Below are 19,867 nucleotides of genomic sequence, written 5' to 3' on the forward strand. Positions count from 1 at the left end.
GCCGTCCCGGCCCGTCTCAGGATGCGGGCGTGACGTCCGCCGCGGGCGGGGCACCGTCGGGAGGCGCAAGAGTCCCGTCCACGTAGCCGCGCATCTGGTGCAGGACCTGCTCCCGCCCGGTGCCGGGGATGCCGACCGTGACGTGCACGCTGAATCCGTCCATCAGCGCGCGCAGGCGCGTCGCGGCACTGCCGGGGTCCACGGCCCGGAACTCGCCTCGTGCGATGCCCTCGGACAGCAGCTCCACCAGGTCGCCGTGCCAGGCGTCCTCGATGGCCGCCTGCCGGGCGCGGGCGTCGTCGTCGGCGTCCTGCGAGCGGTTCCAGACCTCCAGCCAGAGCGCCCAGTGCGGGTCGCGGTGTCCCTCGGGGACGTACAGCGCGATGTAGGCGTCGAGCCGCGCGCGGGCGGTGCCCGGGCCGGTGAGCAGGGCCCGGCGCTCGGCGCCGAGCCGGGCCTCGCTCCACTCCAGGGTCCGGAGCAGCAGCTCGTCCTTGGTGCGGAAGTAGTAGAGGAGGTGGCCGCTGCTCATCCCGACCTCGCGGCCGAGCCCGGCCATCGTGAGCCCGTCGAGTCCCCGCTCGGCGACGGTGGCCATGACGGCGGCGAGCACGTCCTCCCTGGGCGGGGCGATGTTGCGACGGCGGGAAGCAGGGGTCACGGTTCAGATCCTGGGCTGTTGCTGGGTGACGCAGTGGATGCCCCCACCGCTCGCGAAGATCGTACGGGCGTCGACGGGGGTCACCTCACGTTCCGGGAACAGGTCGCGGAACGCTGCGGCGGCCTCCTCGTCCCTCGGGTCGTCGAAGGAGCAGAGGATCACCGCTCCGTTGCAGAGGTAGTGGTTGATGTAGGAGTAGTCGGCCCAGGCGCCGTCCTCGTCGCGCAACGCCGTGGGCGCGGCTATCTCGACCACGTCGAGGGCCCGGCCGCGCGCGTCGGTGGCGGCGCGCAGGATCGCGGTCGTCTCGCGGGTGATCTCGTGGTCCGGGTGGGAGGGATCGGGCTGGACGTGGGCGACGACGACCCCGGGGCGGGCGAAGGCGGCGACGATGTCGACGTGGCCGAGCGTGCCGTAGGTGCCGTAGTCGCCGGTCAGGCCGCGCGGCAGCCAGATCGCCTTCTCGGTGCCCAGCCGCGCGTGGATCTCGTCCTCGACCGCCTGCCGGGACCAGCCGGGGTTGCGCTCCTTCCCCAGCTGGACGGTCTCGGTGAGCAGCACCGTGCCCTCGCCGTCGACGTGGATCGCGCCGCCCTCGTTGACGAGCGGCGAACCGTGCACGGGCACGCCGGCCAGTTCCGCGACGCCGCGCGCGATGTGCCGGTCGTGCTCCCACCTGGCCCAGCCCTGGGCGCCCCAGCCGTTGAACGTCCAGTCCACCGCCGCCAGCCGGCTGCCGTCGGTGACGAAGGTCGGCCCGATGTCCCGCATCCAGGCGTCGTCGAGGGGACGGACGGTGGTCTCGATGTCCGGGCCCAGGAGCTCGCGCGCACCCTCCTCCTGCCCGGGTCCGACGACGACGGTGACGGGCTCGAAGCGGCGTACGGCACGGGCGACTGCGGCCCAGGCGGCGCGCGCCCCGTCGAGCCCGGCACCGGTGGCGAAGGTCGGGTTGGGGCCGGGCCAGGCCATCCAGGTGCGCTCGTGCGGCGCCCACTCGGGCGGCATGCGGTAGGTCATGGCGGGTCCTCAGAGGAAGTAGAGGCGGTTGAGGGAGACCGACTCGGCGGCGGGCGAGCGCAGCGGGTCCCCGTCGAGGGTGACGAGTCCGCTGTCACCGTCCACGTCGACCTTGCCGGTACGGGAGTTGAGGAGCAGGTCCGCGGGCCCGATGCCGCGGGTGCCTCGGACACCGACCCTGCGGCGCCGGGTGGGCATCAGGTCGGCGCCGAGCTGGGCGGCGGCCTGGGCGACGAAGGCGACGGAGAGATCGGCTGCCGTCGCCCCGTATGCCCCGAACTGCGGTCCCAGGATCAGGGGTTCGCAGGTGTCGGTGGCCGCGTTGGGGTCGCCCGTGACCCCGTACGCGGGGAAGCCGGACTTCAGGACCAGCTGGGGCTTCGCGCCGAAGAACTCGGGGCGCCACAGGACGATGTCGGCGAGCTTGCCCGGCTCGATGGAGCCGACCTCGTGCGCGATGCCGTGGGCGATGGCCGGGTTGACCGTGAGCTTGGCGATGTAGCGCAGCACCCGCGCGTTGTCGTCGCCGGGCCCGTCGCCCTCCATCGGGCCGAACTCGGCCTTCATCTTCGCGGCCATGGCGAAGGTGCGGCGCACCGTCTCTCCGGCCCGTCCCATGCCCTGCGCGTCGGAGGAGGTGATCCCGATGGCCCCCAGGTCGTGCAGCACGTCCTCGGCACCCATCGTCCCGGCCCTGATGCGGTCGCGGGCCATCGCCGCGTCGCCGGGGAGGTCGGTCTTGAGGTCGTGGACGGAGACGATCATCCCGTAGTGCTCGGCGACCGCGTCGCGGCCGAAGGGGAGCGTCGGGTTGGTCGACGATCCGATGACGTGGGGGACGCCCGCCATCTTCAGGACGTTGGGCACGTGGCCGCCGCCGCAGCCCTCGATGTGGAAGGCGTGGATCGTGCGGCCCTCCAGGACGGCGAGGGTGTCCTCCACGGACAGGCATTCGTTCAGCCCGTCGCTGTGCAGCGCGACCTGTACGTCGTGTTCCTCGGCGACCCGCAGCGCGGTGTCCAGGGCGCGGGTGTGGGCGCCCATGTCCTCGTGGACCTTGAACCCGCAGGCACCGCCCTCGGCCAGCGCCTCGACCAGCGGCGCCTCGTGGGACGAGGAACCGCGGCCGAGGAAGCCTATGTTGACCGGCCAGGCGTCGAACGCGTTGAAGGCGTGGCGCAGCGCCCAGGGGGAGTTGACGCCGACGCCCCAGACCGGGCCGAACTCCTGGCCGATGATCGTGGTGACCCCGGAGGCGAGCGAGGCCTCCATGATGCGCGGGGAGAGCAGGTGGACGTGCGGGTCCACGGCGCCCGCCGTCGCGATGAGGCCCTCGCCGGAGACGATGGTGGTCCCCGTGCCGACGACCACGTCGACACCGTCGAGGGTGTCCGGGTTGCCGGCCCGTCCGACCGCGGAGATGCGGCCTTCCCGGATGCCGACGGACACCTTCCTGACGCCCAGGACCGCGTCGATGACGAGGACGTTGCTGATGACGACGTCACAGGTCTCCCGTACGGCCGCGGCCTTGAGGTGCAGGCCGTCACGGGCGGTCTTCCCGAACCCGGCGAGGAACTCGTCCCCCGGCTTCTGGGAGTCCGACGCGACGCGCACGGTCAGCCCCGAGTCGCCGAGCGCGACCCTGTCCCCGGCGCGCGGTCCGTGCACGGAGGCGTACTCGTGCGGATCCATCACTTCTCCCCCTCCGCTCCGAGGTACCCGCAGGCCGCCGCCCTGCGCAGCGCCTCCTCCTTCGCGCCGGGCGCGTCCAGCGGTCCGTCCACGAGGCCGGCGAACCCGACGGCGACCCGGTCCCCGCCGATGGGCACGAGGCCCACGCGCACGGACTCCCCCGGACCGAACCGGACGGAGGAACCCGCCGGCACGCCCAGCCGCATCCCGTACGCCGTAGCCCGGTCGAAGCGGAGCCGGGGGTTGGCCTCGAAGAAGTGGAAGTGCGACGTCACGCTGACCGGCACGGTCGCTGTGTTGCGGACGGCCAGCCGCACGACGGGCTCGGGACCGGGGGCCGCGGGGCCGGGGACGAGCGCTCCGGGGGCTGCGTCGCCGAGCGTGCCGTCGCCGAGGGGCCGGGTGACGACGGCGAGCCGGGAACCGTCGTCGAATACGGCCTCCACCTGGACCTCGGTGACGATCTCGGCCACGCCGGGCAGCACATCGCCGGGCTCCAGCACGGTCCGGCCCGCCTCCACGGCCTCGGCCAGCCTGCGCCCGTCCCGGGCCGCCTCGCAGACGGTGTCGGCGATCAGGGCGGTCGCCTCGGGGACGTTGAGCCTGAGGCCACGGGCTCGCCGGGCCCTGGCCAGCTCGGCGGCACCGAAGAGCAGCAGCCGGTCGCGTTCGGTCGGGGTCAGTCGCACGTCACCGCACCTCCTGGTTGGAGCGTCACTCTAACCAGGTTTTGAGCAGCACTCAAAACTCGCGCCGGTCCGGATACGAGGAAGGCCGGAACCCGAACCGGTCCGGATACGCCGAAGGCCGCGCCCCCGTCGGGGCGCGGCCTTCGTACGGCGGGACTCGGGGATCAGCCGAGGCGGTGCATCCAGCCGTGGGTGTCCTCGGCGATGCCGCGCTGGATGTCCAGCAGGCGCTCACGCAGCTTCACCGTGACCTCGCCGGGCGTACCGTCACCCTGCGTCCACTCGCCGTCGGCGGACTTCACGGTCCCGACGGGGGTGATGACGGCGGCGGTGCCGCAGGCGAAGACCTCGGTGAGGGTGCCGTTCGCGGTGTCGTCGCGCCACTGGTCGATGGAGACGCGCCCCTCCTCGGAGGTGTAGCCGAGGTCCTCGGCGACGGTGAGGAGGGAGTCACGGGTGACGCCCGCGAGCAGCGAGCCGGTCAGGGAGGGGGTGACGATCCGCTTGCCGCCGTCCGCCTGCTCGTAGACGAAGTAGAGGTTCATGCCGCCCAGCTCCTCCACCCACTTGTGCTCGACGGCGTCGAGGTAGGCGACCTGGTCGCAGCCCTTCGCCGCGGCCTCGGCCTGCGCGAGGAGTGACGCGGCGTAGTTGCCGCCGGTCTTGGCGTCGCCCATGCCGCCGGGGACGGCGCGCACCCGGTCCTGGGAGAGCCAGATGGAGACCGGCTTCACCCCGCCGGGGAAGTAGGCGCCGGCGGGAGAGGCGATGACGAGGAAGAGGTACTCGTTGGCGGGCCGCACGCCCAGGCCGACCTCGGAAGCGATCATGAACGGGCGCAGGTAGAGGGATTCCTCGCCGCCGTGCCCGGGCACCCACGCCTGGTCCTGCTTGACCAGGGCGTCACAGGCCTCGATGAACGTCTCGACCGGCAGCTCGGGCATGGCGAGCCGGGCGGCGGAGCGCTGGAAACGCGCGGCGTTGGACTCCGGACGGAAGGTGGCGACCGAGCCGTCGGGCTGCCGGTAGGCCTTGAGTCCCTCGAAGATCTCCTGCGCGTAGTGCAGGGTCATGTTGGCCGGGTCCATCGAGAGCGGGCCGTACGGCACGAGCTGGGCGTCGTGCCAGCCGCGGCCCTCGGTCCAGCTGATCGTCACCATGTGATCGGTGAAGTAGCGGCCGAATCCGGGGCTGACCAGGATCGCCTCGCGCTCCGCGTCGGACAGCGGGTTCGAGGAGGGCTTGAGCTCGATCGTGGGCGTCGTCATGAGTGCGTGTCCTTCACCGGTCTTGTGTGTGATGGACCGCGCCCACGCCCGCCCTCCCGGCCACTGCCGGGCGGTTCGTAGGACGTCCGAGCTCCACCGCGAGCCGCGGTCCCGCGTTCGATTATCTCCCGGGGGCGGCTCTGCACGAAATGACGCGTTCGGTACAGGCTCGGTACGACGTGTGCGGCGACGCGAGAAACGCGGTCCAGGGGTCGATGGTGGCACCCGGAGACCGCGAGGTGAAGCCGCCGGGTGCGCTTGCGACCCGGCGGCTTCGAAGTGGAGTCGTCGGGTCAGCTCGCTACTCGTACCGCGAGCGCGTCGCCGATCTCGTCGGTGGTGCGGGCGTTCTGTCCGTCACGCTCCGCGAGGTCGGCGGAGACGGCCTCCTCGATGCGCACGGCCTCTGCCTCGTAACCGAGGTGGCGCAGCAGGAGGGCGACGGAGAGGACCGTGGCGGTCGGGTCGGCCTTGCCCTGGCCCGCGATGTCGGGCGCGGTGCCGTGGACCGGCTCGAACATGGACGGGAAGGCACCCGTCGGGTTGATGTTGCCGGAGGCGGCCAGGCCGATGCCGCCGGTCACGGCCGCGGCCAGGTCGGTGAGGATGTCACCGAAGAGGTTGTCGGTGACGATGACGTCGAAGCGCTCCGGCTGGGTGACGAAGAAGATCGTCGCGGCGTCGACGTGCAGGTAGTCGGTGGTGACCTCGGGGTACTCGGCCGCGACCTTGTCGAAGGTGTTCTTCCACAGGTGGCCGGCGTACACGAGGACGTTGTTCTTGTGAACCAGCGTCAGCTTCTTGCGCGGGCGGCCGGCGGCGCGGGCGAAGGCGTCGCGCACGACACGCTCGACGCCGTGGGCCGTGTTGACGCTGACCTCGGTGGCGATCTCGTGCTCCGTGCCGGTACGCAGCGAGCCGCCGTTGCCCGTGTACGGGCCCTCGGTGCCCTCGCGGACGACGACGAAGTCGATCTCCGGCCGGCCGGCCAGCGGCGTGGCGGTGTTCGGGAAGAGCTTCGACGGCCTCAGGTTGATGAAGTGGTCGAAGGCGAAGCGCAGCTTCAGCAGCAGCCCGCGCTCCAGCACGCCCGAGGGTACGGACGGGTCCCCGATGGCGCCGAGCAGGATGGCGTCGTGGCCCTTGAGGGACTCCAGCTCCGCGTCCGGGAGGGTCTCACCGGTGCGGTGCCAGCGCTGGGCGCCGAGGTCGTACTCCTTGGTCTCCAGCTTCACGTCCTGCGGGAGAACAGCGTTGAGGACCTTGAGGCCCTGGGTGACGACCTCCTGGCCGATACCGTCGCCGGGGATCACTGCGAGATCGATGCTGCGTGACATGGAGGCACCTTAGCGGTCCGTCCCACCCCATGACATCTGTTGTCCACGATACGGACGGCGAGCGTCGCTCGCGGCGGACATCACGGGGGCGGGAGCGCGTCGTGCTCAGTGACCGGTCGACCCGCCGTTGTCACGGCGGTCGAGGGCCCGCTGCAGGGCCGCGGCGGCGTTCTTGCGGTCCGAGTCGGCGGGACGGGAGGTGTGACGGACGCGGCGGACAGTGGTCTCGGCCATGGGGGATCGACTCCTTGAGATCGCGTGGATTTCGAGATCAGGACTTCACGACGGATATCGAGATCGGGATTTCGAGGCGCCGGAAGGGGCGGGGAGCGGATGCCGCAGGGATTGCCTGCTTCGGGGCACGCTCACGACCGCCCTCGCTGGATCAGCGATTCGTTCGGCTCCTACAACGCTAGGACACCCCGGGCCGTCTGTCTCTACAGATACTCGGACTTCCTACTATCTGAGACGGCGACACGAGCCGGGCGTGCTACGCGAGCCGCCCCCGACCCTCAGAGATCCACGGTGAGCTGAGCCTGGATGTGTGCGCGCAGGACACCGGCCATGTCCGTGCCCACGTCGCTGAGCAGCCACTGGACCTGGAGGCCGTCCATCAGCGCGATCAGCTGCCGGCCCGCGTCGGCGGGGACGATCCCCTCTCGCAGCGCCCCGTCCCGGCCCACTTGTTCGTAGGCGAGCCGGGCACCGGCGACGGAGTTCTCGTAGCGGCGCACGAAGTAGGTGTGCGCGGGGTGGTCGGCGGCCGTCGCCTCGGCCGAGACCACCGTGAACAGCTCGACGATCCCGCGCCGCTCGGCGTTCAGCGCGGCCAGCTCGGCGAACCGGCGCAGCCGGTCCACTCCCGTGGTGCCGCCGACCGAGAGCCACTCGTCGTCCACGTCGTCCCGGCGTTCGAGCACCGCGAGCAGCAGCGCCTCCTTGGTCGGGAAGTGGTGCAGCAGTCCGGTGTGCGAGATGCCGCACCGCGTGGCGATCACCCGCAGCGAGGCACCCCGGTAGCCGGCCTCACCGAACAGGGACATGGCCTGGTCGAGGATCTCCCGCCGCTTCGCGCGGCCCTTCGCGTAGCCCCGCGGCGCCTCGGCGGTCACTTGCCACTCTCCCGGTCCGCCGGCGTCGGTTCGGGCCGGCACTGCGTTGCATCGGATTTCCGTCCGGCCCCCTGAGATACTTACCAGGTGGTCGGGATTGACTCTATGGTGAACACGAACCGTGTCGCGAAAGGACCCCCCGTGTCCCCCTCCCTGCCCTATCTCGACCCCGCGCTCCCCGTGGCGGAGCGGGTCGCCGATCTCCTGGGGCGCATGACGCTGCCCGAGAAGGTCGGCCAGATGCTCCAGCTGAACGCCAAGGAAGGGGTGCGGCACTTCGTCGAGGACCTGCATGTGGGGTCGATCCTGCACACCTCGCCCGAGCGGGTCCTGGAGGCCGCGGAGCTGACCGACCGGTCCCGGCTGCGCATCCCCCTGCTGGTCGCGGAGGACTGCATCCACGGACACTCCTTCTGGGAGGGCGCCACGATCTATCCCACCCAGCTCGGCATGGCCGCCACCTGGGACGCCGATCTGGTGGAGCGGATCGCGCGGGCCACGGCGGTGGAGGTCGCGGCGACCGGCGTGCACTGGACGTTCTCACCGGTCCTCTGCATCACCCGGGATCTGCGCTGGGGCAGGGTCAGCGAGACGTTCGGCGAGGACCCCCACCTGATCGGGGAGCTGGCGTCGGCGATGGTGCGCGGGTACCAGGGTGACGGCCTGGCCGACCCGACCGCGATCCTGGCCTCGGCCAAGCACTTCGCGGGGTATTCCGAGACCCAGGGCGGCCGGGACGCCAGCGAGGCGGACATCTCGCGGCGCAAGCTGCGGTCCTGGTTCCTCCCGCCGTTCGAGCGGGTCGCCAAGGAGGGCTGCCGGACGTTCATGCTCGGCTATCAGTCCATGGACGGTGTGCCGATCACGGTGAACGACTGGCTGCTCAACGACGTGCTGCGCGAGGAGTGGGGCTACACCGGGACGCTCGTGACCGACTGGGACAACGTCGGCCGCATGGTGTGGGAGCAGAAGGTGTACGCCGACTACGCGCAGGCCGCCGCGGCGGCGGTCCGCGCGGGCAACGACATGGTGATGGCGACCGAGGGGTTCTTCGAGGGCGCCCTGGAAGCGGTCGGGAACGGCACGCTGAGCGAGGCCGACATCGACGCAGCCGTGCGTCGCGTCCTGACGCTCAAGTTCGAGCTCGGCCTGTTCGAGAACCCGCGCCGCCCCGACACCGCCCGCCAGCAGGAGATCATCGGCAGCACCGGGCACGCCGCACTGAACCTGGAAGCGGCCCGGCGCTCGCTGGTGCTGCTGACGAACGACGGCACGCTGCCGCTGGCCGGCGGTTCGACGGCGGGCGACGACGGGCGGGCCTCCGGGGCCCCCGGCCCCCGTACGGTCGCGGTCGTCGGGCCGAACGCGGACGACGCCCAGACCCAACTGGGCGACTGGGCGGGCTCGTCGGGCCAGGTGGACTGGCTCCCGGACGGCCAGCCGCGCGCCATGATCCGTACCGTTCTCGACGGTTTCCGCGAGCACGCTCCCGCCGACTGGACGGTCTCGTACGCGCGGGGCGCCAGGATCCTCGAAGTGGGTGCGGACCCGGAGGGGCAGTTCTTCCCCGACGGGCAGCCCCGCCCGGACGTGGTGATCCCCGCGCAGCCCTCCGAGGCTCTGATCGGTGAGGCCGTCGCGGCGGCAGAGGCCGCCGACTACGTCGTCGCCGTGGTGGGCGACCGCATCGAGCTGATCGGCGAGGGGCGTTCGACCGCGACACTCGAACTCATCGGCGACCAGGTCGCGTTGCTCGACGCGCTGGCCGCCACCGGGAAGCCTCTGGTCGTGGTGGTCATCAGCTCGAAGCCGCTGGTGCTGCCGCCGTCCGCGCTCGGTGCCGCCGCGATCGTGCACGCCTTCAACCCGGGCATGCAGGGCGGCCGTGCGGTGGCGGAGGTCCTGCTGGGGCTCGTCGAGCCCTCCGGACGGCTCCCGGTCTCCTTCGCCCGGCACGCCGGCCAGCAGCCGACGTACTACAACCAGATCCGCGGCCAGCACGGCAGCCGCTACGCCGACCTCACCCAGCGACCGGCCTTCGTGTTCGGCGAGGGCCTGAGCTACACGGACGTCGAGTACTCCGCTCTGGAGGTGCTGACGGCGAGCGTGGGCGAGAGCGACACCCTGCGGGCGCGTGTCACCGTCCACAACACGGGCGCGCGGCCCGCCCTGGAGACCGTGCAGGTCTACATCAGCGACACCGTGACCTCGGTGACCTGGGCCGAGAAGGAGCTCAAGACCTACCGGCAGGTGACGCTCGCCCCCGGCGAGGCGCGCGAGGTGCAGGTGGAGCTGCCGGTCGCCGAGTGCACCCTCGTGGACGCCGCCGGCCGGCGCGTCGTCGAACCGGGCGCCTTCGAGCTGCTGGTCGGCCCGTCCTCCCGCGACGACGCCCTCCTGCGGGCGGGCTTCACCGTCAAGGGCTGAAAGCCTGTCGGGGGCGGGCCTGACATGGAAACCGCCCCCCGGCCGGCGGGGGAACCGGTCGGGGGGCGGAGTTCTGTGCGGGGCGCCCGCGCGGGCGCCCCGGACCGTCAGCCCTGGTGGGGGTAGGTGTAGTCGGTCGGCGGGACCAGCGTCTCCTTGATGGCGCGGGTCAGCGTCCAGCGCTGCAGGTTCTGCGGTGCGCCCGCCTTGTCGTTGGTGCCCGAACCGCGGCCGCCGCCGAAGGGCTGCTGGCCGACGACCGCGCCCGTCGACTTGTCGTTGATGTAGAAGTTGCCCGCCGCGTAGCGGAGCTTGTCCATCGTGTACGCGGCCGCCGCGCGGTCGTTGGAGATGACCGCGCCGGTCAGCGCGTAGTCGGAGACCGACTCCATCTGCTCCAGCATGGCGTCGTACTTCTCGTCCTCGTACACGTGGACGGCGAGGATCGGGCCGAAGTACTCCGTGGTGAAGACCTCGTTGGCCGGGTCGTCGCACACGATGACGGTCGGGCGCACGAAGTAGCCGACGCTGTCGTCGTAGGTGCCACCCGCGACGATCGTGCAGGTCGGGTCGGCGGCCGCGCGGTCGATCGCGGCCTTGTTCTTCGCGAAGGAACGCGCGTCGATGACGGCGCCCATGAAGTTCGACAGGTCGGTGACGTCACCCATGGTGATGCCGTCGACCTCGGCCGCGAACTCCTCCTTGAAACCGGAGTTCCAGATGGAGGCCGGGACGTACGCACGGGACGAGGCGGAGCACTTCTGGCCCTGGTACTCGAACGAGCCGCGGGTCAGCGCGGTCTTCAGGACGGCGCGGTCGGCGCTCGGGTGCGCGACGACGAAGTCCTTGCCGCCGGTCTCGCCGACCAGTCGCGGGTAGGTGCGGTAGTTGGCGATGTTGTTGCCGACCGTCTTCCACAGGTGCTGGAAGGTGGGGGTCGAGCCGGTGAAGTGGACACCCGCCAGGTCACGGTGGTTCAGCGCGACCTCGGAGACGGCGAGGCCGTCACCGGTGACGAGGTTGATGACGCCCTTGGGCAGGCCGGCCTCCTCCAGGAGCTGCATCAGCAGCACGGCGGCGTGGGTCTGCGTCGGGGACGGCTTCCAGACCACCACGTTGCCCATGAGGGCGGGGGCGGTGGGCAGGTTGCCGGCGATGGCCGAGAAGTTGAACGGCGTGATCGCGTAGACGAAGCCCTCCAGCGGGCGGTGGTCCATGCGGTTCCACACGCCGGGGGAGTTCGCCGGGGGCTGCTCGGCGAGGATCTGGCGCGCGTAGTGCACGTTGAAGCGCCAGAAGTCGACGAGCTCGCAGGGGCAGTCGATCTCGGCCTGCTGGGCGGTCTTGCCCTGGCCGAGCATCGTGGAGGCGGCCAGCGTCTCGCGCCAGGGGCCGGAGAGCAGCTCGGCGGCGCGCAGGATGATCGCCGCGCGGTCGTCGAAGGACATGGCGCGCCAGGCCGGAGCGGCGGCGAGGGCCGCGTCGACGGCGTCCTGGGCGTCCTGCTCTGTGGCACCGGCGAAGGTGCCGATGACGGCCTTGTGATTGTGCGGCTGCACGACGTCGACGCGCTCGCCGCCGCCCATGCGCTTCTCACCGCCGATGGTCATCGGCAGGTCGATGGGGTTCTCGCTGAGCTCCTTGAGCTTCGCCTCCAGACGGGCGCGCTCCGCGGTGCCGGGGGCGTAGGAGTGGACCGGCTCGTTGACCGGCGCGGGGACCTGGGTGACAGCGTCCATGAGTGCCTTGTCTCCTTGGTTGAGGTGGGTGGTCGGCCGGGCGGTCAGCCCTGGTTCGGTTGGTCCGGCCCTCTGGCTCCGGTCGCCGGCTCAGCCCTTGGTGAGGACGGAGCGGCCGAAGAAGAGCAGGTTGGCCGGCTTCTCCGCGAGGCGGCGCATGAAGTATCCGTACCAGTCGGTGCCGTACGCCGTGTAGACGCGCATCCGGTGGCCCTCGGCCGCGAGCCGGACATGCTCGTCGCTGCGGATGCCGTACAGCATCTGGAACTCGTACTCGTCCAGTTTGCGCCCGGCCTGGCGTGCGAGCTCCTGGCCGATGGCGATGAGACGGGGATCGTGCGAGCCGATCATCGGGTAGCCCTCGCCCAGCATCAGTGTCTTCAGGATGCGGACGTACGCCTTGTCGATCTCAGGCTTGTTCTGGTAGGCGACGGAGCCGGGCTCCTTGTAGGCGCCCTTCACCAGGCGGACCCGGCTGCCCTCGGCCGCCAGGCGGCGCGCGTCGGCCTCCGTGCGGAACAGGTACGACTGGATCACACAGCCGGTCTGCGGGAAGTCCTTCCGCAGCTCCGTGTGGATGGCGAACATCGAGTCGAGAGTGGTGTGGTCCTCGGCGTCCAGCGTGACCGTGGTGCCGATCGCCGCGGCGGCCTCGACGACGGGGCGGACGTTGGCGAGGGCCAGCTCGTGGCCGCCGTCCAGCGACTGGCCGAACATCGACAGCTTGACGGACATCTCGGCCCGGACGCCGAGCCCGAGCGTCTCCAGGCGGCCGATCAGCTCCAGGTAGGCGTCACGCGCCGCTGCGGCCTGCTCCGGGGTGGTGATGTCCTCACCCACGACGTCGAGGGTGACCTCGAGGCCCTTGCCCGCGGCGTCCTGGACGACCGTGACGACCTGGTCGACGGTCTCGCCCGCGATGAACCGGTCGACGACCTGCTTGGTGCCGGGCGCGGCCGAGATGAAACGGCGCATGGCGTCGCTGCGGGACGCGGCGAGAATCACGGGACCCAGCACGGGGCACCTCCACGGAGTACGAAAGAGGCCGAACCGGCGACGATGTGTACGGACCGGGACGGCACGGAGAACCAAGGTGAAATCTAGGGACCGCCGCGGGCCCCTGCCATCGACACCTGTCACGCATCCGTGTACTGGATCTCAGACATATGTCTGAAGAGGTGCGAGAATGGCCGGGTGAAGGGCGATTACCAGGAGCTGGTCGACGAGATCTCCGCGCTGCTCGGCGCACCGGCGACCCTGGAGAACCGTGACTTCGGCCTGGTCGCCTTCGGCGCCCACGACAGCGACGACGACACGGCGATGGACCCCGTCCGGACGCGCTCGATCCTGACGCGTCGGTCCACCCCCGCGGTCCGCGCCTGGTTCGAGGGCTTCGGCATCACCCGGGCGACGGGCCCGGTCCGCATTCCGGCCGCCCCCGAGGCCGGGGTCTTCCGGGACCGGATCTGCCTGCCGGTACGCCATCGGGGTGTCGTCCTGGGCTATGTCTGGCTGCTCGACGCCGATCCGGGGCCGGCCGACGGGCAGCTCGCGGCGGCGATGGACGTCGCGGCCCGGATCGGCGCCCTGCTCGCCGACGAGGAGCGGGCGGGCTCGGACCTGTCACGGGAGTTCGGCGCGGTGCTCGTCGCCGGGCACGGCTGGCAGCGCGACATGGCGGTGGCGGCGCTGCGCGACGCGCTGGGGACCGACGCGGCCGGTCTGCACACGGTCGTGTGCGTGACACCGTGGCCCGGCGACACGCCCTCCGTCCGTACGGTGCCGTCGGCCGCGGCCCTCGCCACGGTGCCCGGAGCCGGCGCCCAGGCACTCGCGGCGCTGGTGCGGCTGCGTTCCGCCGACGCACTCGACCCGGCGGCGAAGGCCGCGGACCGGCTGCGCGCCGCCGCGGGGCCGACTGCGACCGGCGGCCTGGCGGCCGCGCGCCGTGGTCTTGCGGAGCTGGCCGACTCCTGGCGCGAGGCACTCTCCGCGGCCCGGGCGGCAGCGGCCGAGTCCCGCTACGGTCCGGTCGCCGACTGGTCCGCCATCGGCCCGTACCGCCTCCTGGCCTCTCTCCCCCGCACCGAGGACACCGGGGCGGACCACACCGTCCGCACCCTGCTGACCCCACCCCACGCCGAACTGGCCCGCACCGCCGAGGTGTTCCTCGACCTCGCGGGCCAGGCGAGCCGGACCGCCACCGCACTGGGCATCCACCGCCAGACGCTCTACTACCGCCTCGCCCGGGTCCAGCAGCTCACCGGCCTGGACCTCAACGACGGCGAGGACCGGCTGCTGCTGCACATGGCGCTGAAACAGGCCCGGCTGTGAGCACGCGGGCGCAGTCCTCCGAGTACCTGATCGCGCTCTTCGCCGGGCGCGTGGACGGCTGAGCCACGGTACGACCGCGCCCGGTGGACAGATCTCGCTCTGTCCACCGGGCGCGGTCGTCGTGCGGTGTCCGGTCAGTCGGTGAGGTTCACCGAGCGGGCCGAGGTCGCGCCGATCTCCTCGGCGATCTCGGTCAGGACCCCCTGCGGGATGGTGTCGTCGACGGTGAGGACGACCAGCGCCTCGCCGCCCGCGTCCTGGCGCGAGACCTGCATGCCGGCGATGTTGAGCCCGGCCTCACCGAGGATCTTGCCGACCGCGCCGACGACGCCGGGACGGTCCTCGTAGCGCAGGACGACCATGTGGTCGGCGAGCGCCAGGTCGACGTCGTGCTCGCCGATCGCGACGATCTTCTGGAGGTGCTTGGGGCCGGCCAGCGTGCCGGAGACCGCGACCTCCTCGCCGCTCGACAGCGTGCCGCGGACCGTGACCACGTTGCGGTGGTCGGGCGACTCGGAGCTGGTGGTGAGGCGGACCTCGACACCGCGCTCCTGCGCGAACAGCGGGGCGTTGACGTAGCTGACGGTCTCGTCGACGACGTCCTCGAAGACGCCCTTGAGCGCGGAGAGTTCGAGCACCTTCACGTCGTGCTGGGTGATCTCGCCGTAGACCTCGACGTCGAGACGGGCGGCGACCTCACCCGCGAGGGCGGTGAAGATCCGGCCGAGCTTCTCGGCGAGCGGCAGTCCGGGACGCACGTCCTCGGCGATGACGCCGCCCTGGACGTTGACCGCGTCGGGGACGAGTTCACCGGCGAGCGCCAGACGGACGGACTTCGCGACGGCGATGCCTGCCTTCTCCTGCGCCTCGTCGGTGGAGGCACCGAGGTGCGGCGTGCAGACGACCTGGTCGAACTGGAACAGCGGGGAGTCCGTGCAGGGCTCCTTGGTGTACACGTCCAGACCGGCGCCGGCGACGCGGCCCTCCTTGAGGGCGGAGGCGAGCGCCTCCTCGTCGACGATGCCGCCGCGGGCGGCGTTGACGATGCGCACCGAGGGCTTCACCTTGTGCAGCGCCTCGTCGCCGATGAGGCCGAGCGTCTCGGGGGTCTTGGGCAGGTGCACCGTGATGAAGTCGGAGACCTCGAGCAGCTCGTCCAGCGTGAGGAGCTTGACGCCCATCTGCGCGGCGCGCGCGGGCTGCACGTAGGGGTCGTAGGCGACGATCTTCATGCCGAAGGCGGACATGCGCTGCGCGACGAGCACGCCGATGCGGCCGAGGCCGACGACACCGAGCGTCTTCTCGCTGAGTTCCACACCCGTGTACTTGGAGCGCTTCCACTCGCCGTTCTTCAGCGCGGTGTTGGCCTGCGGGATGTTGCGCGCGGTCGCGACGAGCAGGCCGCAGGCCAGCTCGGCGGCGGTGACGATGTTGGAGGTCGGGGCGTTGACGACCATCACTCCGGCCTTGGTGGCCGAGGAGACGTCGACGTTGTCCAGACCCACACCCGCGCGGGCGACGACCCTGAGCTGCTTCGCGGCGGCGATGGCCTCGGCGTCGACCTTGGTGGCGGAGCGCACCAGGATCGCGTCGACGTCGGCGATAGCGGGGAGGAGTTCGGCGCGGTCCGCACCGTTGCAGTGCCGGATCTCGAAATCCGGACCCAGTGCGTCGACCGTGGCGGGCGACAGCTCTTCGGCGATGAGTACGACAGGTTTCGAGCTCACGTGTGTCCTCACAAGTCCAGTGCGGACGGCCGTCCCGACGGCCGCAGGCGGTGGAGGGGCTAGCCGCGTGGAAGACGCACGACACTGTGGGCCCTGACGCGTGTATGGGTTGAGGGGAAGTGTAGTCATGCGACCGGGCGTCGGCAGCGCCCTGATGGAAGGATCACCCGCACGGGGTTGGACGGTCTGTACAGACGTGCGGTGCCGTTCCGGCCAACCGCCCCTCCCCGCAGTGACACGGGGTGAGGTGGGCCGTGCGCGGCCGGGGGCGGACCCTCGCGGGCCCGCCCCCGGCCGGGAACTCAGGCTTCCTCGTTGTCGACCCAGCTCATGAGCTTGCGCAGCTCCTTGCCGGTGGTCTCCAGCAGGTGGTCGCTGTCGGCCTTCTTGTACTCGTTGTACTTGGGCAGGCCGTTGTGGTATTCGGCCATCCAGTTCTTGGCGAAGGTGCCGTCCTGGATCTCGCCGAGGACCTTCTTCATCTCGGCCTTGGTGGCGTCCGTGATGATGCGCGGGCCGGTGATGTAGTCGCCCCACTCGGCGGTCTCCGAGATGGACCAGCGCATCTTCTCCAGGCCGCCCTCGTACATGAGGTCCACGATGAGCTTCAGCTCGTGGAGGCACTCGAAGTACGCGATCTCCGGCTGGTAGCCGGCCTCGGTCAGGGTCTCGAAACCGGCCTTGACCAGAGCGGCGGTGCCACCGCAGAGGACGGCCTGCTCACCGAACAGGTCGGTCTCGGTCTCCTCGGTGAAGGTCGTCTTGATGACGCCGGCGCGGGTGCCGCCGATCCCCTTCGCGTAGCTGAGGGCGAGCTCCAGGCCCTTGCCCGAGGCGTCCTGCTCGACGGCCACGATGCACGGGACGCCGCGGCCTTCCTCGTACTGACGGCGGACCAGGTGGCCGGGGCCCTTCGGGGCGACCATGCAGACGTCGACGTTGGCCGGCGGCTTGATGAAGTCGAAGCGGATGTTCAGGCCGTGGCCGAAGAACAGTGCGTCGCCGTCGTTGAGGTTGTCCTTGACGGACTCCTCGTAGACCTGGGCCTGGATCGGGTCCGGGACGAGGATCATGATGACGTCGGCCTCGGCCGCGGCCTCGGCCGGCGTGACCACGCGCAGGCCCTGCTCCTCGGCCTTGGCCTTGGACTTCGAACCCTCGTGCAGACCGACTCGGACGTCGACACCCGAGTCACGCAGCGACAGCGCGTGGGCGTGGCCCTGGCTGCCGTATCCGAGGACCGCGACCTTGCGGCCCTGGATGATGGACAGGTCGGCATCGTCGTCGTAGAACAGCTCGGCCACTGGGTCTTCTCCTTGGTGTGCAGGTGTTGCGTCCCACCGTACGGCGGGTGCGTGGGATACGTTGCCGGGTCTCGCCATGCGAGCGGCGAGGTGACCCGTGAAGGGTTACGCCGTGCGGTCGAGTGCGCGCAGAGAACGGTCGGTGATCGAGCGCGCGCCGCGCCCTATGGCGATGGTGCCGGACTGGACGAGCTCCTTGATGCCGAACTGCTCCAGCATCTTGAGCATGGCCTCCAGCTTGTCGGAGCCCCCTGTCGCCTCGATCGTGACGGCCTCGGGCGAGACGTCGACGGTCTTGGCTCGGAACAGCTGGACGATCTCGACGATCTGGGAGCGGGTCTCGTTGTCGGCGCGGACCTTCACCAGGACGAGCTCGCGCTGGATCGCCGCGGCGGGCTCGAGTTCGACGATCTTCAGCACGTTGACCAGCTTGTTGAGCTGCTTGGTCACCTGTTCCAGGGGCAGGCCCTCGACGTTCACGACGATGGTGATGCGTGAGATGTCGGGGTGTTCGGTGGTACCGACCGCGAGCGAGTCGATGTTGAAGCCGCGCCGGGAGAACAGGGCCGTGATCCGGGCGAGGACACCGGGCTTGTTCTCGACCAGGACGGAGAGCGTGTGCTTGGTGGACATGGAGTCGGTCCCTCTCTGTCTCTCAGTCGTCTTCGTTGTCGCCGAAGTCGGGACGGACACCACGCGCCGCCATGACCTCGTCGTTGGAGGTTCCGGCGGCGACCATCGGCCACACCATCGCGTCCTCGTGGACGATGAAGTCGATGACGACCGGGCGGTCGTTGACCGCGTTGGCCTCGGCGATGACCTTGTCCAGGTCTGCCGGGTCCTCGCAGCGGATCGCGTAGCAGCCCATGGCCTCGGACAGCTTGACGAAGTCCGGCACTCGGGTGCCCTTGGCGGGGACGCCGTCCGTGTCCGCGCCGGTGTGCAGCACGGTGTTGGAGTAGCGCTGGTTGTAGAACAGGGTCTGCCACTGGCGGACCATCCCGAGCGCGCCGTTGTTGATGATGGCGACCTTGATCGGGATGTTGTTGAGCGCGCAGGTGGTGAGTTCCTGGTTGGTCATCTGGAAGCAGCCGTCGCCGTCGATCGCCCAGACGGCGCGCTCCGGCATGCCGGCCTTGGCGCCCATCGCCGCCGGGACGGCGTAGCCCATGGTCCCGGCGCCGCCCGAGTTGAGCCAGGTGGCGGGCTGCTCGTACTGGATGAAGTGCGAGGCCCACATCTGGTGCTGGCCGACGCCCGCGGCGAAGATCGTCCCGTCGGGGGCGAGTTCGCCGATGCGCTGGATGACCTGCTGCGGCGAGAGGCTGCCGTCGTCGGGCAGGTCGTAACCGACGGGATAGGTGTCGCGCCAGCGGTTGAGGTCCTTCCACCACGCCGCGTACCGCTCCTGGGCGGAGACGCCTGGCGTACCGGTGGTGTGCTCCGCCTGGACCGCCTGGACGAGGTCGGCGATGACCTCCCGGGCGTCGCCGACGATCGGGACGTCGGCGGCGCGGTTCTTGCCGATCTCGGCCGGGTCGATGTCCGCGTGGACGATCTTGGCGTAGGGGGCGAAGCTGTCCAGCTTGCCGGTGACGCGGTCGTCGAACCTGGCCCCGAGCGCGACGATCAGGTCGGCCTTCTGCAGCGCGGTGACGGCGGTGACCGAACCGTGCATGCCGGGCATTCCCACGTGCAGCGGGTGGCTGTCGGGGAAGGAGCCGAGCGCCATCAGAGTGGTGGTGACGGGCGCTCCGGTGAGCTCCGCCAGAACCTTCAGCTCCGCGGTGGCGCCGGCCTTCATGACGCCGCCGCCGACGTACAGCACCGGGCGCTGGGCCTGCGTGATCAGCCTGGCGGCCTCGCGGATCTGCTTGGCGTGCGGCTTGGTGACCGGGCGGTAGCCGGGCAGGTCCATCGTCGGCGGCCAGCTGAAGGTCGTCTTCGCCTGGAGGGCGTCCTTCGCGATGTCGACGAGGACCGGGCCCGGGCGGCCGGTCGACGCGATGTGGAAGGCCTCGGCGATGGTGTGCGCGATGTCCTCGGCGCGGGTGACCAGGAAGTTGTGCTTCGTGATCGGCATGGTGATGCCGCAGATGTCGGCTTCCTGGAACGCGTCCGTGCCGATGGCGGCGGAGGCCACCTGGCCGGTGATCGCGACCATCGGCACGGAGTCCATCGCGGCGTCGGCGATCGGGGTGACCAGGTTCGTGGCGCCGGGGCCCGAGGTGACCATGCAGACCCCGACCTTGCCGGTGGCCTGCGCGTATCCGGTGGCCGCGTGGCCCGCGCCCTGCTCGTGGCGGACCAGGATGTGCCGGACGCGGGTGGAGTCCATCAGCGGGTCGTACGCCGGGAGGATGCAGCCGCCGGGGAGCCCGAACACGGTGTCGGCCCCGACCTCCTCGAGAGAACGGATGAGGGACTGCGCGCCCGTGAGGTGCTCAACGGAGGCGGAGGACGGTCCGCCGTTACGGGCCCGCGGCTGCGGGTGCTGGGCCCCGGTGGCCTGCTCGGTCATCGGCATCTCTTCTCGAAGCTGAGGGTTTATGCGGTG

The 19,867-nt window shown here is 70.9% G+C and carries 16 protein-coding genes; 2 read left to right on the top strand and 14 right to left on the bottom strand.

The window, feature by feature from the left end; translation table 11 throughout:
• Nucleotides 1–16: 16 nt before the first annotated feature.
• The 8 genes from OG206_RS09460 to OG206_RS09495 form a co-directional block, all read right to left on the bottom strand.
• Nucleotides 17–661: a TetR/AcrR family transcriptional regulator gene (locus tag OG206_RS09460; RefSeq protein ID WP_327114226.1), complete on the bottom strand. Its 645-nt coding sequence runs from the start codon at nt 659–661 to the stop codon at nt 17–19.
• A 3-nt stretch (nt 662–664) separates the two neighbouring features.
• Nucleotides 665–1,681: an agmatine deiminase family protein gene (locus OG206_RS09465; protein ID WP_327114228.1), complete on the bottom strand. Its 1,017-nt coding sequence runs from the start codon at nt 1,679–1,681 to the stop codon at nt 665–667.
• Between the two features lie 9 nt (nt 1,682–1,690).
• The gene (locus tag OG206_RS09470) at nt 1,691–3,373 is read right to left on the bottom strand and encodes an urease subunit alpha (protein WP_327114230.1); all 1,683 of its coding nucleotides are present in this window, start codon (nt 3,371–3,373) and stop codon (nt 1,691–1,693) included.
• Nucleotides 3,373–4,062, bottom strand: coding sequence for an urease subunit gamma (gene ureA, locus OG206_RS09475; RefSeq protein WP_327114232.1), 690 nt, complete (start codon nt 4,060–4,062; stop codon nt 3,373–3,375). The genes OG206_RS09470 and ureA overlap by 1 nt, the downstream gene beginning before the upstream one ends.
• A 164-nt stretch (nt 4,063–4,226) precedes the next feature.
• Entirely contained in the window at nt 4,227–5,330 is a 1,104-nt protein-coding gene (locus OG206_RS09480; RefSeq protein ID WP_327114234.1) for a branched-chain amino acid aminotransferase, read from the bottom strand.
• 293 nt (nt 5,331–5,623) lie between these two features.
• The gene (locus OG206_RS09485) at nt 5,624–6,667 is read right to left on the bottom strand and encodes a 3-isopropylmalate dehydrogenase (protein WP_327114236.1); all 1,044 of its coding nucleotides are present in this window, start codon (nt 6,665–6,667) and stop codon (nt 5,624–5,626) included.
• Nucleotides 6,668–6,772: 105 nt separating this feature from the next.
• Nucleotides 6,773–6,901 (bottom strand): hypothetical protein, encoded by a 129-nt coding sequence (locus OG206_RS09490; protein ID WP_327114238.1) that lies wholly within the window; start codon nt 6,899–6,901, stop codon nt 6,773–6,775.
• A gap of 278 nt (nt 6,902–7,179) precedes the next feature.
• Nucleotides 7,180–7,779 carry a TetR/AcrR family transcriptional regulator gene (locus tag OG206_RS09495; RefSeq protein WP_327114240.1) on the bottom strand — a complete coding sequence of 200 codons (600 nt, stop codon included), beginning with the start codon at nt 7,777–7,779 and terminating at the stop codon, nt 7,180–7,182.
• Between the two features lie 105 nt (nt 7,780–7,884).
• On the opposite strand from OG206_RS09495, the gene OG206_RS09500 reads away from it, so the two are divergent.
• On the top strand, nt 7,885–10,206 hold the full coding sequence (locus OG206_RS09500) for a glycoside hydrolase family 3 N-terminal domain-containing protein (protein WP_327114242.1): 2,322 nt from the start codon (nt 7,885–7,887) through the stop codon (nt 10,204–10,206).
• A 107-nt stretch (nt 10,207–10,313) separates the two neighbouring features.
• Here the strand turns inward: OG206_RS09500 and pruA are convergent, their stop codons facing one another.
• Nucleotides 10,314–11,945: an L-glutamate gamma-semialdehyde dehydrogenase gene (pruA, locus tag OG206_RS09505; RefSeq protein ID WP_327114244.1), complete on the bottom strand. Its 1,632-nt coding sequence runs from the start codon at nt 11,943–11,945 to the stop codon at nt 10,314–10,316.
• 90 nt (nt 11,946–12,035) lie between these two features.
• On the bottom strand, nt 12,036–12,962 hold the full coding sequence (locus tag OG206_RS09510; RefSeq protein ID WP_327114246.1) for a proline dehydrogenase family protein: 927 nt from the start codon (nt 12,960–12,962) through the stop codon (nt 12,036–12,038).
• A gap of 177 nt (nt 12,963–13,139) precedes the next feature.
• Here OG206_RS09510 and OG206_RS09515 point away from each other — a divergent pair, with 177 nt between their 5' ends.
• Complete coding sequence (locus tag OG206_RS09515) at nt 13,140–14,279, top strand: PucR family transcriptional regulator (protein ID WP_327114248.1); 1,140 nt, start codon at nt 13,140–13,142, stop codon at nt 14,277–14,279.
• A gap of 134 nt (nt 14,280–14,413) precedes the next feature.
• Here the strand turns inward: OG206_RS09515 and serA are convergent, their stop codons facing one another.
• The 4 genes from serA to OG206_RS09535 all read right to left on the bottom strand — a co-directional run bounded on the left by serA (nt 14,414) and on the right by OG206_RS09535 (nt 19,837).
• Nucleotides 14,414–16,006, bottom strand: coding sequence for a phosphoglycerate dehydrogenase (serA, locus tag OG206_RS09520; protein ID WP_327114250.1), 1,593 nt, complete (start codon nt 16,004–16,006; stop codon nt 14,414–14,416).
• A gap of 302 nt (nt 16,007–16,308) precedes the next feature.
• The gene (ilvC, locus tag OG206_RS09525; protein ID WP_327114252.1) at nt 16,309–17,310 is read right to left on the bottom strand and encodes a ketol-acid reductoisomerase; all 1,002 of its coding nucleotides are present in this window, start codon (nt 17,308–17,310) and stop codon (nt 16,309–16,311) included.
• A 105-nt stretch (nt 17,311–17,415) separates the two neighbouring features.
• Nucleotides 17,416–17,943: an acetolactate synthase small subunit gene (gene ilvN, locus OG206_RS09530; protein WP_327114254.1), complete on the bottom strand. Its 528-nt coding sequence runs from the start codon at nt 17,941–17,943 to the stop codon at nt 17,416–17,418.
• Nucleotides 17,944–17,965: 22 nt separating this feature from the next.
• Complete coding sequence (locus tag OG206_RS09535) at nt 17,966–19,837, bottom strand: acetolactate synthase large subunit (protein WP_327114256.1); 1,872 nt, start codon at nt 19,835–19,837, stop codon at nt 17,966–17,968.
• Nucleotides 19,838–19,867 lie beyond the last annotated feature (30 nt).

Source organism: Streptomyces sp. NBC_01341 (assembly GCF_035946055.1).
GTDB lineage: Bacteria > Actinomycetota > Actinomycetes > Streptomycetales > Streptomycetaceae > Streptomyces.